Origin of the sequence: Streptomyces sp. BBFR102, assembly GCF_051397025.1 — a bacterium.
Classification (GTDB): domain Bacteria; phylum Actinomycetota; class Actinomycetes; order Streptomycetales; family Streptomycetaceae; genus Streptomyces.
This window is the reverse complement of the sequence record NZ_CP195757.1, coordinates 1,659,534-1,672,754: the sequence shown is the minus strand read 5'-3', so window position 1 is coordinate 1,672,754 and position 13,221 is coordinate 1,659,534. Positions and strand designations below refer to the sequence as shown.

The following is a 13,221-nucleotide window of genomic DNA, read 5'->3' as shown; positions in this document are numbered from 1 at the left end:
CGGCTCCGGAGAGCCGGGCCGGAGGGCCGGGCCGTCCCGGGCACCGGTGGGCAGGTGACGGCGCGGGCGGTCCGCGCGGCCTCCCTCCGCGCCTGGCGGGGAGTGGACGAAGATGAACGAGACGATGGTCACCGTGGTCGGCAACGTGGCGACCACCCCGGTGTACCGGGAGTCGGCGCACGGCCCCATGGCCCGCTTCCGGATGGCGGCCACACCGCGCCGCTGGGACCGGGAGCGGCAGACCTGGACCGACGGCCCGACCAGCTTCTACACCGTCTGGACCACCCGGCAGCTGGCCTCCAACGTCACGGCCTCGGTCACCGTGGGGGAGCCCGTCATCGTCCAGGGCCGCCTGCGGGTCCGCGAGACCGAACGGGGCGGCCAGCAGTGGACCACCGCCGAGATCGACGCCGCCTCGGTCGGCCACGACCTGACCCGGGGCACGGCGGCGTTCCGGCGCGTCCGCAAGCCGGCCGGTACGTGGCCGGGTGCGACGGGGACCCAGGACAGCCGTTCCGCGGCGGCGGCGCAGCGGGCGGCGGGGGGTACGGGCGGCGCCGGCGGGGAAGGGGGCGGGGCGGCTTCATCAGGGGTGGAGCCTGATTGGAGTGCGAGTGGCGTGGGGGCTGGTGGGGAGTGGGGAGCGGGGGGTGGTGTCGACGGGGGTGCGGGTGCCGACGCCGGTGCGGATGGGGATGCGGTGACTGAGGCTCAGGCTGGTGCTGGTGCTGGTGCTGGTGCTGGTGCTGGTGCTGGTGCTGGTTCGGGAGCGGGAGCGGGAGCCGGGGCACGTCGGCGGGGGCGGGCCGCCTCGAAGGGGCGGGTGGGCGCCAAGGGGCGGGGCCTGGCGGAGGGCGGGGAAGGCGCTGGTGGAGACGGGAAGGGCGGGGAGAGCTGAGGGCGGGGGCAGTGCCCGTCACCGCCGTCAGGAAGGGTGCCCCTCGACCCGCAACGGGACCACGACCCGCAACGGGACCACGACCCGCAACGGGACCACGGCCCGCCGCGCGGCCCTGAGCCGGTTCGACCTTCCCCCGTGCCGTGCCCCATACAGCCGAACAACCCCCGCCCCCTCCCCATGGGCCGCCTATGCCTTCCTTACGCCCCTTCCCCCCGACTTCTGGCGCCCCGTCAATAACGATTCCGACGCGGATCGATTGGCCGGAAGCTCTCATGGGCAAGGCTTCTCCTTCGCCTCCTAGGATGCCCGGCGTAGCTCACGGGGCACTTGATTCTGCTGGCGGGACGACTTCCCCCCTCGTGAACACGTCCCGCCCGGAGGGGAATTGCATGTTTTCTGTTAGAAGTCGGGCCATTTCGCGCCTGGCGGCGGCGACCGTGGCGTCGGGCCTGGTCGCGGCAGGTGCCCTGACCGGAGCCGGGACCGCGGCGGCCGACGAGGCGGCGGCCGGGCACCCTGGCGGGGCCTCGGCCACGCTGAGCGGGCTGAAGACGTACGACCAGGCCGTCATCCGTGGTCAGGGCGGAGACCAGAGGGTGTCCGCCGGGCTCTTCGAGATGGTGGTCGACGGCGGCGGCTCGCTCCAGACGTACTGCATCGACATACACAACCCCACGCAGAAGGAGGCGAAGTACCGGGAGACCGCCTGGGACGCGACCTCCCTCAACGCCAACAAGGACGCCGGGAAGATCCGCTGGATACTCCAGAACTCCTTCCCCCAGGTGAACGACCTCGCGGCGCTGGCGAGCAAGGCCGGCGCGGGCGCGCTGACCGAGAAGACGGCCGCCGCCGGTACGCAGGTGGCCATCTGGCGCTACTCCGACGGTGCCGACGTCGAGGCGCTCGACCCGGCGGCCGAGAAGCTCGCCGACTACCTGGAGAAGAGCGCGCGGGCGCTGGCCGAGCCGAAGGCGTCGCTGACCCTCGACCCGCCGGCCGTCTCCGGCAAGGCCGGCGAGAAGCTGGGTCCGGTCACCGTCCACACCGACGCCGACAGCGTCAGCGTCACCGGTCCCGCCGACGCCTCCGCCGGCGCCACCGTGGTCGACGAGGCGGGCAAGCCCGTCACCGAGGCCGCCGACGGCAGCCGCCTCTTCTTCGACGTGCCCCCCGCCGAGGAGGGCGCCGAGCACAGCGGCAGCGCCACGCTGACCGTCCAGGCGTCCACCACCGTCCCGGTCGGCCGCGCCTTCGCCTCGGACACCAAGAGCCAGACCCAGATCCTCGCCGGTTCCAGCGAGTCGACCGTCTCCGCCACGGCCACCGCCAACTGGGCGGGCAAGGGCCCGGTCCCGGCCGTGTCCGCCGAGAAGAACTGCTCCGCCTCGGGTGTCGACCTCATCGCCTCCAACCAGGGCGACGAGGACTTCACCTTCGAGCTGATGGGCGTCGAGCACACCATCGCCGCGGGCAGGACCCGGACGGTCACGGTCCCGCTCAAGGAGGACCAGGCGTACGACTTCACGATCACCGGCCCGAACGGTTTCGAGAAGCGCGTCACCGGTGTCCTCGACTGCAAGACCGCCGGTGAGACCGGTGGTGGCGCGCAGCCGTCCAGCGAGCCCAGCCCGGTCTCCGCGCGCAGCACCCCGGTCGGCGGCGACGGCCAGGACCTGGCCGCCACCGGCGGTTCCAGCGCCACCCCCGTCATCGGCGGCATCGCCGTGGCCCTCGTGGTGATCGGCGGCGCGACCGTCCTCCTGCTCCGCCGCAAGAAGGCCTCCACCGAGAGCTGACCCGTCCCGGCGCGGCAGCGCGCCGTCGGTCCGCCGCCGTCCCGGCGTGCGGCGGACCCCCGCACGGGACCCCGCCCTGACCCGGGTCCCGGGCCCCGGCGCCGGGGCCCGTCCCTCCGGCGGGCCCCGGCGTTCCGCGCGTAGGGCGGCGGCCCGGGACCCCGGGCCGCCGCCGGACCGCGAGCCCCCTGTGGTACCCGTTTTCGCCGTGCGCCGCCCGTGCGGCAAGATGGGTGTATCTGCCCACACGGCGGAGCTGACCACCCACACGCCTGATCCAGACTGCCGGACGGTTTCTCTTGGCTGAGTACATCTACACCATGCGCAAGGCGCGTAAAGCGCACGGCGACAAGGTGATCCTCGACGACGTCACGCTGAGCTTCCTGCCCGGCGCGAAGATCGGCGTCGTCGGGCCCAACGGTGCCGGTAAGTCGACGGTGCTGAAGATCATGGCCGGGCTGGAGCAGCCGTCGAACGGCGACGCGTTCCTCTCCCCGGGCTACACCGTCGGCATCCTGCTCCAGGAGCCGCCGCTCGACGAGTCCAAGACGGTCCTGGAGAACGTCCAGCAGGGCGTCGCCGAGACCAAGGGCAAGCTCGACCGGTTCAACGAGATCGCCGAGCAGATGGCGACCGACTACTCGGACGCGCTGCTGGAGGAGATGGGCAAGCTCCAGGAGGAGCTGGACCACGCGAACGCCTGGGACCTCGACGCCCAGCTGGAGCAGGCGATGGACGCGCTGGGCTGCCCGCCCGGCGACTGGGCCGTCACCAACCTCTCCGGTGGTGAGAAGCGCCGCGTCGCGCTCTGCAAGCTGCTCCTGGAGGCGCCCGACCTGCTCCTCCTCGACGAGCCCACCAACCACCTCGACGCCGAGTCGGTGAACTGGCTGGAGCAGCACCTCGCCCAGTACCCGGGCACCGTCGTCGCCATCACCCACGACCGGTACTTCCTGGACAACGTCGCGGGCTGGATCATGGAGCTCGACCGTGGCCGCGCCATCGGCTACGAGGGCAACTACTCCACGTACCTGGAGACCAAGCAGACCCGTCTCAAGGTCGAGGGGCAGAAGGACGCCAAGCGCGCCAAGCGCCTCAAGGAAGAGCTGGAGTGGGTCCGCTCCAACGCCAAGGGCCGCCAGGCCAAGTCCAAGGCGCGCCTCGCCCGGTACGAGGAGATGGCGGCCGAGGCCGACAAGATGCGCAAGCTGGACTTCGAGGAGATCCAGATCCCGCCGGGCCCGCGCCTGGGCAGCGTCGTCGTGGAGGTCGAGCACCTCAGCAAGGCGTTCGGCGACAAGGTCCTCATCGACGACCTCTCCTTCACCCTGCCGCGCAACGGCATCGTCGGCGTGATCGGCCCGAACGGCGCCGGCAAGACCACGCTGTTCAAGATGCTCCAGGGCCTGGAGGAGGCCGACTCCGGCTCCATCAAGGTCGGCGAGACCGTCAAGATCAGCTACGTCGACCAGTCGCGCGCCAACATCGACCCGAAGAAGACGCTGTGGGCCGTCGTCTCCGACGAGCTGGACTACATCAACGTCGGCCAGGTCGAGATGCCCTCGCGCGCCTACGTCTCCGCCTTCGGCTTCAAGGGCCCGGACCAGCAGAAGCCCGCCGGCGTCCTCTCCGGCGGTGAGCGCAACCGCCTCAACCTCGCGCTCACCCTCAAGCAGGGCGGCAACCTCCTCCTCCTCGACGAGCCCACCAACGACCTGGACGTCGAGACGCTCTCCTCGCTGGAGAACGCCCTGCTGGAGTTCCCCGGCTGCGCCGTGGTCGTCTCCCACGACCGCTGGTTCCTGGACCGCGTCGCCACGCACATCCTGGCGTACGAGGGCAACTCCAAGTGGTTCTGGTTCGAGGGCAACTTCGAGTCGTACGAGAAGAACAAGGTGGAGCGGCTCGGCGCCGACGCGGCCCGTCCGCACCGCGCCACCTACAAGAAGCTGACCCGGAGCTGACCCGCGTGGCCCGTCACCTCTACCGCTGTCCCCTGCGCTGGTCGGACATGGACGCCTTCGGGCACGTCAACAACGTCGTCTTCCTGCGGTACCTGGAAGAGGCGCGGATCGACTTCATGTTCCGGCTGGCGCCGGGGAACGGCAGCAGGTCGTTCTCCGGCGGCTCCGTCGTGGCCCGCCACGAGATCGACTACAAGCGCCCGCTCGTCCACCGGCACGAGCCGGTGCTCGTCGAGTCGTGGGTGACCGGTATCCGCGGCGCCTCGCTGACCATCGCCTACGAGGTCAAGGACCCCGACACCGAGGAAGGACCGGGCACCGTCTACGTCCGCGCCTCGACCGTCGTGGTCCCCTACGACTTCGAGACGCAGCGCCCGCGCCGTATCACCGACGAGGAGCGGTACTTCCTGGAGAAGTACCTCCCGGAGGAGCCCGGTCCCGAGGACGCGGGCGTGCCGGGGGCGCGGACCGCGTGAGTACCGCACCCCTGCGCCCGGCGGACCGCGGGGAGGCGGCCGATCTGGCCGCCTTCCTGCGCCGCCTGGTCCACTACGACAAGGCCGCCGCCGTCCGCCTCCAGCTCACCGGGGAGCGGCTGGCGGTCTTCGGGCGCCCCGCCTCGTTCGAGGTGCTGGCGGTCCGCACCGTCCTGCTGGACTCCGCACCGGCAGCCCTGGACCGCACCGTCTCCGCGGGTGAACTGCTGGAACTGGTCCACGCCGAGGCCGAGCCCGGCGCGCCCTTCGGCGTCCCGGCGGCGGTGACCGGCCCGCCCTGGGCCGGGGTCCTGCCGCCCCGCACCGGCTGGCGGCCCGAACCGGGCCTTCCCGCCCCCGAGGCGCTCCGCGCGGCCGTCGCCGGCGTCGTCGCCGAGTTCCGCACCCGCACCGAGGCGCTGGCGCCCGAGGAGCGCACCCGTTCCGCGCTCGACGCGATCGGCCACGAGATCTGGTCCCGGCCGCTCGGCGACACCGCCCTGCCGGTCCGCGCCGCGCACGCCGCCCACGCCATGGGCTTCCTGCGCCCCGCGCCGGTCCGGGCACCCGCCGCCCCGGCCGAGCCGTTCGCACTGCGCTCGGCGGGCGCCTGGCTGCGGCTGCGTACGCCGTACGGGTCGGTGGCGGTACGCCGGGCCGGGCTCGGGGCGTTCGGGGTCAGCGTCCGCTGATCCACGAGGGCCCGGCCGCCCAGGTGCCGCACATCGGCCCGTACGACGAGGAAGGCCCCACCCTCGCGCGGCTGCACGACGACCACCTGCCCCGCCACGGCCTCCGGCCGCGCGGCGAGCACCACGAGATCTACCTCTGCGACCCGCGCCGCACCGACCCCGCCCGCCTGCGCACCATCCTCCGCCAGCCGGTCGAACCCTCCGACGGCTGACCGGACGCAAGCGGCCCCGGTCACTCCCCGCGCTGCTCCGGGTCCGGCCACACCCCGAGATGGTCGCTCTCCAGCTCCAGCAGGACCCGGTCGCGCAGGTCGAGGGCGGCGACGTGGTCGGCGGGGAGCTGGAGGCGCCCGGCCCGGTCCAGCATCGCGTACTCCCGGGCCACCACCGCCTCCTGGCCGGTGGCCGCGTCGACCTCGGTGCGGCGCAGCACCTCCGTGGACGTGCGGCCGTCGCGGATGGCGACCGTGCGCCGCACCTCGGAGGCGACCGCCTGGTCGTGGGTGACGATGACGATGGTGGTGCCCAGCTCCTCGTTGGCGGTGCGGAACGCGGCGAAGATCTCCTCGGCGGTGTGCGAGTCGAGTTCGCCGGTCGGCTCGTCGGCGAGGAGGACCGCCGGTTCGTTGGCGAGGGCCACCGCCAGCGCCACCCGCTGCTGCTGGCCGCCGGACATCTGGTGCGGTCGCCGGTCCCGGCAGTGCGCGACGCCCAGCAGGTCCAGCAGCTCCTGGGCGCGGCCGGCGCGCTTGCGGGCGCCGCCGCGCAACTGCATCGGCAGCGAGACGTTCTGCGCCGCCGTCAGGTACGGGAGCAGGTTGCGGCCGGTCTGCTGCCAGACGAAGCCCACCACCTCCCGCCGGTAGCGCAGCCGCTCCTTGGCGCCCATCGACAGCAGGTCGCACCCGGCGACGGTGGCCGCCCCGGCGCTCGGCTCGTCAAGGCCGGCCAGGATGTTCATCAGCGTCGACTTGCCGCTTCCCGAGGCACCGACCAGCGCCATCAGCTCGCCCTCGCGCACCAGCAGGTCCAGCCCCTGGAGCGCCTGCACCTCCACGCCGTCGGCGGAGAAGATCCGCACCAGCCGGTCGCAGGTGATCAACGCGTCCTGGCCGTACGCCGGACGGTCACGGCGGGCCGCGGCCCGCGCCTCCAGCTCGGCCAGCGACACGCCGCCGGTGCCGGGCCCGGGTTCGGTGGGGTGGGTCATGGTCGAACTCCCGCCTTGGATGCCGTACGGAATGGGGCACGCGCCCGCGTAGAACGGTCCCGGGGACCGGGGCGGGACCTCACCGGCCGTCCCCGGCGCGCAGTTCGGTCGCCGCCGTGCGGCGCGCCGTCCACCATGCCTGCGTGGCGGCCACCGCCACGGTCAGCAGGATGCTCCCGGCGGCCGGCAGCAGCAGCGACCAGGAGTCCGCCCGCAGCTGGACGGCGACCGCGTCGAAGCCGGGCGGCAGGGCGAGCCGCTCCAGGTTCACCCCGTCCACCATCAGCGCGATCGCGGCCCGCCCGACCAGGACGCAGCCGACCGCCGCCAGCAGCGCCTGCGGCAGCGCCTCCAGGACCAGCAGCCGGCGCCCCTGCCGCGCGCTCAGCCCCATCGTGCGCAGCCGCGCGAGCAGCGCCGTCCGCTCCGAGGCCGACTGGAGCAGCGCCAGCAGCACGGCGAGCGCGGCGAAGGCCACCCCCGCCGCGACCGCGCCGGCGTAGAGGCGCTCGGCGCCGGACTGGAGCGGCGAGTCGGTGAGGGCGGCGCGTTCGGAGGACCGCAGGGTCAGCTCCGTGTGCGTCCCGCCCGCCGCCGCGGCCTTCTTCAGCGCGGCGTTGTCCAGGCCGGTGCCGGCGGCGAGGACGAGCGTCGGGAGCGCCTTCGGCAGCCGCGCCCCGTCGACCAGCAGGAACTCCTGGTCGGGCAGGGCGGGCGTGGTGGCGCGCACCTCGGTGACCTGGACGGTGAACCGGCCCAGCGGCCCGCCCCAGCTGTGCCGTCCCTCGCCGAGCAGCTCGGCGGTCTTCGGCGAGGCGATGGCGGCCAGGACGGGCCCGGTCTCCTCGGTGGCCGCCGGGCCGGGCGGCGCCTCGCGCAGGATCTTCGGGTCGAAGGCGCCGAGTCCGCTCTCCCGCGCCAGCCGCGCGTACCCGCCGGGCTCGACCACGGCCATCGCGGTGGTCGTGCCGTCGGGCAGGGAGAGGCTGTAGTCGAGGTGGGCGGCGGTGACGTGCCGTACGCCGTCCACGGCGGCGATCCGGTCGGCGAACCCGTCCGGGAGCGCTGCCCGGCTGCGCTCCACCCGGGCGTCGGCGCCGGTCGCGAGGAGGGCCGCGCGATCGCGGGCGTCGTCGATCCCGGCGAGCACCGCGCCGCCGAAGGCCGCCGTGGTCAGTGCGATCAGCACCGCGAGCAGCGGCAGGACCTGCGCCGGTGAGCCGCGCCCGGTGCGGGCCACGGCGAGGAAGCCGAGGGCGCCCCGGGTCCGGGCGAGCGGGCGCAGGGCGAGGCGCAGCGGCAGCGGGTAGAGGCGGACCAGGACCAGCGCGGCGATCACCGCGACCAGCACCGGCGCGGCGGCGACCAGCGGGCCGGTGCTGGTCGCCGCGTCCGGACCGCCGCCCCGCAGCGCGAGCACCGCACCGGCGGCGAGCAGCAGCAGGCAGAGTTCGGCGACGGTGCGGCGCCGGGAGGGGCGGGCCAGCACCAGGTCGCCGCGGGCCTCGTGGACCCGGGGTGTGCGGTGGGCGAGGGCGGCGTGTACCGGCAGAGCCAGGCAGGCGAGGACGGCGACGGTCGCCGACGCGGCCAGCGAGGGCCAGGCACGGGCGTCGGGCAGCAGCAGCCAGGCCAGCGCCTGCCCGGCGGCGGCCGCCGGGAGCACCACCACGGCGGTCTCGGCCAGCAGCCGTCCGGCGATCCCGGCTGCGGAGGCGCCGCGCGCTCGCAGCAGGGTCAGCTCGGGGCGCCGCCGGGCCGCGGTCAGCGCCTGCGCCATCAGCAGCACCACAGCGGCGACGGTGCCGACCCCGACGAGGGCGACGGCGGTCACCGAGGAGACGGCCCGGCCGAGGCCGGCGAAACCGTCCAGTGCCCCGACGAGCCCGGTGCTGATCTCGGCGTCGGCGGAGACCACCGTCCGCAGCCGGGACTGGAGCGGCCCGCCGTCGAGCGAGGCCAGCCCCGCCTGGAGCGCCGGCGCGTCCCGCGCGGTGAGCCCCGTGGTGTCGGGGCTGATCCGCCAGTACGTCTGGGGGAGCTGGTCCAGGCCGTACAGGAACGGGCCCGCGTCGGGGGCGAGCAGCAGGGCCGCCTGCCAGTAGTAGCTGGTGGTGAAGGGGGTGCTGCTGGGTGCGGCGAGCAGGCCGGGGGCACGCAGCACGTCGGTGTGGGACCAGTAGGTGGTCCGGGGCGCCAGCGGTTCGACGACGCCGGTGATCCGCACGGCCATGTCCGGGCCCTGGACGGCGGGCAGATGGACGACCGAGCCGGGCTTCAGCCGCATCGTCTTCGCGGTGGCCCGGGTGACGACGGCCTCGGCGCTCCGGTCGGCGGCACGGACGCCCTCGCCCTTCGGCCAGGCCCCGTCGAGCAGCCGGGCATGGTCGGTGAGGCCGTCCTGGGCGGCGACGAGGAAGCGCGGCGGGAGCCCGTCGGGCCGGGGCAGGCCGGGGTCCTCGGAAGGCAGCGGTTCGGACAGCTGCACGCCGAGGGAGCTGTCCTTCGGCGCGGCGGTCAGCGGCGCCGGGAGGAGCGCGTCGATCTCCGCGCCGACCTCGCGCAGCGTCGCCGCGCGCACCGCCTCCTCCCGTAGGGCGGGGGACTGGTGCGGACCCGGCGGGCTGCCCAGCACCTCGACCGCCCCGCCGGCCGGTCCCGCGCCGGCCATCGCGTGGCGCAGCCCTTCCGCCTCGGCGCCCTCCACGGCGCGCGGCAGCGCCCCGGCGAGGAAGGCGGTCACGAGGACCAGGACGGCGAGGGAGAGCGCCTGGAGCGGCGCGGCCCGCAGCCGGGTGCGCACCCAGGGGGCGGCCGTTCGTCCGGCCATGTCAGCGGCCTCCCTCGTGGCGCAGGGTCACGGTCGGGTCGCCCCGGCGCAGAGCGAGCGCGGCGACGATGAGGAGGGGGACCGCGACGACCGCGGCGAGCAGCGCCGCGACCTGGCCCGCGGGGAGTTCGACGAGGACCTCCGGGAGCGGCCTGGTCGCCTCCCCGGTGAGGACGACCAGCGGCACCACGGCGCGGGCGAGGACCGCGCCGAGCAGTGGGCCGACCAGTAGGGCGATGCCGATCAGCACGGCCTGTTCGATGGCGATGAGCCGGGCGAGCTGGCGGCGGGGGGCGCCGAGGGCGCGCAGGACGGAGAGTTCGGCGCCGCGTTCGCGCAGCGATCCGGCGGCGCTGACGGCGAAGCCGACGGCGGCCAGCGCGGCGGCGACCACGGCGACGGCCAGCAGGGCGGCCTGCGGGCCCGCGCCCAGCGGGTCGTCGCGCAGCCGCTCGCCGATGGCCTGCCGGTCGGTGATCTGCTCCGGGTCGGTGTCGGGCCGGGCGGCGAGGGCGGCGGCGGTCTTCGCCGCGTCGCCCGGCGCGGTCCGCAGCCACCACTCGCCGGGGACGGGGGCGTCTGCGCCGATGGCGTGGAGGGCGGCGTTGACGGCCGCCAGGTCCAGCAGGAGCGCCCCGCCGTCCTCGCCCTCGTCGGCGCCCGGGGACCGGTCGCCGGTGGTGGGCACCGCCGCGACGGTGCCGGTGATCTCGGCGCTGAGCGTCTCGGAGCCCACCGGCACGTCGACCACCGACCCGGTGCTCGCGCCGCTGGAGGCGAGGAAGCGCGGGGTGGCGACGGCGGTCAGCCGCGGCGGTTTCGGCCGCTCGGCGGCGACGGTGACGTCGACGCCGGGCGCCGCCTCGGACTCGTAGAGGTAGGGGGAGTCCACCGTTGTCGGGGCGACCCCGGTGAGGTAGGTGACGCGCAGCGCGGTCCGAGCGGTGGTGGCGGGCTTCAGCGGGGTCACCTGCGGGGCGCCGCCCTCCACGGTCTCCTCGCCGGTGTCGCGGTGGCCCTCCCAGGCGAAGCCGTCCGGCAGCGGCACCTGTGTGCCCGGGCCGTCGTCGCCCGCCGGTACGGCGCGGAGTTCTTCCACGGTGAGTTCGTGGCGCTGACCGCGCTCGGCGGGCTGGTCGACCTGGAGCCGTATCTCGGTGACGGTGTAGGGCGCGGCGGCGTCGCGGACCCCGCCCTTCCCGCCGCCGAGCGGCACCTCGACGTCGCGCACCCGGCCGTCCGCGGGCAGCGCCCCGGCGTGGAGCAGGTGGCGGGAGCCGAACCGGTCCTCGACCACCACCGTCAGCCGGGGCGCCAGCGGCTCCCCGTGGTCCCCGCCGACCGCCTTCAGCCGCGTCGTCAGCACCGCGCGGCCGGTCTTCTCCGGCAGCGGCACCCCGGCCCGGCGCGGGGGAGCGGGGCGCAACCGCCGGGCGAGCTGTTCCCGGTCGCCGAGGTCCTCGCGGAGCAGCAGCCCGTCGGCGGCGAACCCGGCGTCCACGGAGAGGACCTCCGCCGTCCGGTTCCCCGCCAGGTCCATCGTGGAGCGCAGCACCGGCGCGGCGTCGCGTACGCCGTCCAGGCCCCCGTACACCGGGCCCCGGGCGGCCTCCGGCACCCGGCCGCCCGCCACCCGGACCTCGGCGCCGGCGGCGAAGTCGGCCTGGTCGCGCTGGGACCGTTCCCAGGTGGCGCCCTGGGCGACGGCGAGCATGCCCATCGCCATGGCGAGGACCATCAGCAGCACCGGGCCCGCGCCGCGCAGCGGGCGGCGGCTGAGCTGCCACCCGGCGAGCGCCCCCGCCAGCCCCCGGCCCTTGGCGGCTTGCCGCTCGGCGAGCTTCGCGACCGGCGGCAGCAGGCGCAGGGTCAGGACGGTGCCCGCGAGCAGGGCGAGGGCCGGGGCGGCGACCAGTAGCGGGTCGACACCGAACTCCCCGCCGTCCGGGGCCGCCTGACGGTCCAGCTGCCAGTACGCGGCCCCGGCGACGACCAGCAGCGCCACGTCCGCGCCCGCCTTGACCCAGCCGGGCAGCGCCCCGGTACGGGCCCCGGTCCGCTGCTCGCCGGAGGCGGCGGAGAGCGCCGGGGCGACCACGGCGAGGGCGCAGCCCAGCGCGGTCGCGGCGGCCACCAGCCAGACGGCGGGCGTCGGCGAGGTGTCGAGCCGCAGCCCGATCCGCTCCAGCGCGCCCTGCCCGGCCAGCAGCCGGGTGAGCGGCCCGGCGAGCAGCGGCGCCAGGACGACGGCGGGCAAGGCCAGCAGCAGCGCCTCCACGGCGGCGAGCGCGGCGACCCGGCGGCGCGAGGCGCCCCGGGCCAGCAGCAGCCCCGTCTCCCCGGCCCGCTCGGTGCTCAGCAGCCGGGCGACCAGCAGCAGCGCGTACCCGGCGAGCAGCACCAGTTGGAGCGCGACCACCAGCAGCGTGGTCCGGGAGACGGTCAGGGCCCGCTCCGAGCGCTCCAGGACCTGCGGCAGCCCGGTCCTCGCCGAGGCGCCGGGACCGAGTACGGGGTCCTTCGCGAGGCGGGCGGCGCCGGCGGTGGCGGCCCGGGCGAGTCTGTCGGTCGCGGTGATGTCGAGGGTGGCGTGGTCGGCGGTCGCCAGCCAGCCGGTGGGACCCGGAGCGACCCGGGGTGCCGCCAGCGCCTTCGGGCCGGTGAGCAGCGGGCCGTACGTGGTGAAGTCGACGGTGCGCTGGCCGCGTCCGCCCAGCTCGTCGAGGAGCCAGTACGGCGCCGAGGTGTCGGCGGGCCGGTACAGGCCGGTGATCTCCACGGTCAGGGTGCGGTCGCTGGCCCGGTCGGTGAGCGTCAGCGGCTCCCCGCCCGGCGCCAGCCGCAGCGCCGCCGCGGCACTCTCCGGCAGCGCCACCCGCAGCGGGTCGGCGCGGGTCCCGCTGCCGCCGTCGCGCGGCCACTTTCCGGCGCCCAGCCGCAGCTGGGAGCGGTCGAGGGCGGCGAGATGGGTGAGCGGCGGCTCCTCGCCCGCCCGCGCCCCGGGCAGCGCGTACGTGGCGGATCGCGGCAGCGTCCGTACGGTCACCGGCAGCCCGTCGAAGGTGCGGCGGGCCCCTTCGGCGACGGCCCGGTCGGCCACCTCGCGGTCCTTCGGGCCGGGTTCGCCGCGGACGACGAGGGCCGCGTCGGCGGCGGCGCGGTGGTCGAGGGTGTGGCGCAGGGCCGCCTCGCCCACCGAGCCGGAGAAGGCGGTGAGGGTGGCCAGGACCGAGGCGGTGAGCAGGACGGCGACGAGTGCGGCGGTGAGCAGCAGCCGGTGGGCACGTAGCCGCAGGAGCACGAACCTGGTCACGAACATCCCCCGTATCCCCGTCGTGGGGAGGCCGCCCCC

9 protein-coding genes are annotated in these 13,221 nt (G+C 75.5%); 6 read left to right on the top strand and 3 right to left on the bottom strand.

Annotated features, from left to right (window positions below):
• Positions 1-112 precede the first annotated feature (112 nt).
• From ACSLIC_RS07500 to ACSLIC_RS07475, 6 genes are all read left to right on the top strand, one after another.
• Positions 113-898: a single-stranded DNA-binding protein gene (locus ACSLIC_RS07500; protein WP_436736895.1), complete on the top strand. Its 786-nt coding sequence runs from the start codon at positions 113-115 to the stop codon at positions 896-898.
• A gap of 392 nt (positions 899-1,290) precedes the next feature.
• Positions 1,291-2,697: a Cys-Gln thioester bond-forming surface protein gene (locus tag ACSLIC_RS07495; protein WP_436736894.1), complete on the top strand. Its 1,407-nt coding sequence runs from the start codon at positions 1,291-1,293 to the stop codon at positions 2,695-2,697.
• Between the two features lie 299 nt (positions 2,698-2,996).
• Positions 2,997-4,661, top strand: coding sequence for an energy-dependent translational throttle protein EttA (ettA, locus tag ACSLIC_RS07490; protein ID WP_436736893.1), 1,665 nt, complete (start codon positions 2,997-2,999; stop codon positions 4,659-4,661).
• Positions 4,662-4,666: 5 nt separating this feature from the next.
• A complete protein-coding gene (locus ACSLIC_RS07485) occupies positions 4,667-5,137 on the top strand; it encodes an acyl-CoA thioesterase (RefSeq protein ID WP_436736892.1) in 471 nt (156 codons plus the stop codon).
• Entirely contained in the window at positions 5,134-5,829 is a 696-nt protein-coding gene (locus ACSLIC_RS07480) for a hypothetical protein (protein WP_436736891.1), read from the top strand. Before ACSLIC_RS07485 ends, ACSLIC_RS07480 begins: the two co-directional genes overlap by 4 nt.
• Before the next feature lie 23 nt (positions 5,830-5,852).
• Entirely contained in the window at positions 5,853-6,041 is a 189-nt protein-coding gene (locus ACSLIC_RS07475) for a GyrI-like domain-containing protein (protein ID WP_436736890.1), read from the top strand.
• Between the two features lie 20 nt (positions 6,042-6,061).
• Here the strand turns inward: ACSLIC_RS07475 and ACSLIC_RS07470 are convergent, their stop codons facing one another.
• The 3 genes from ACSLIC_RS07470 to ACSLIC_RS07460 form a co-directional block, all read right to left on the bottom strand.
• Entirely contained in the window at positions 6,062-7,039 is a 978-nt protein-coding gene (locus ACSLIC_RS07470) for an ABC transporter ATP-binding protein (RefSeq protein ID WP_436736889.1), read from the bottom strand.
• 79 nt (positions 7,040-7,118) lie between these two features.
• Positions 7,119-9,869: an ABC transporter permease gene (locus ACSLIC_RS07465; RefSeq protein ID WP_436736888.1), complete on the bottom strand. Its 2,751-nt coding sequence runs from the start codon at positions 9,867-9,869 to the stop codon at positions 7,119-7,121.
• Position 9,870: 1 nt separating this feature from the next.
• Positions 9,871-13,188, bottom strand: coding sequence for an FtsX-like permease family protein (locus ACSLIC_RS07460; protein WP_436736887.1), 3,318 nt, complete (start codon positions 13,186-13,188; stop codon positions 9,871-9,873).
• Between the last annotated feature and the right edge of the window lie 33 nt (positions 13,189-13,221).

Bases quoted from the DNA above. Each gene is read 5' to 3' on its own strand.
- ACSLIC_RS07465 (WP_436736888.1), bottom strand. From the start codon at position 9,869: ATGGCCGGACGAACGGCCGCCCCCTGGGTGCGCACCCGGCTGCGGGCC.
- ACSLIC_RS07495 (WP_436736894.1), top strand. From the start codon at position 1,291: ATGTTTTCTGTTAGAAGTCGGGCCATTTCGCGCCTGGCGGCGGCGACC.
- ACSLIC_RS07500 (WP_436736895.1), top strand. From the start codon at position 113: ATGAACGAGACGATGGTCACCGTGGTCGGCAACGTGGCGACCACCCCG.
- ACSLIC_RS07460 (WP_436736887.1), bottom strand. From the start codon at position 13,188: ATGTTCGTGACCAGGTTCGTGCTCCTGCGGCTACGTGCCCACCGGCTG.
- ACSLIC_RS07470 (WP_436736889.1), bottom strand. From the start codon at position 7,039: ATGACCCACCCCACCGAACCCGGGCCCGGCACCGGCGGCGTGTCGCTG.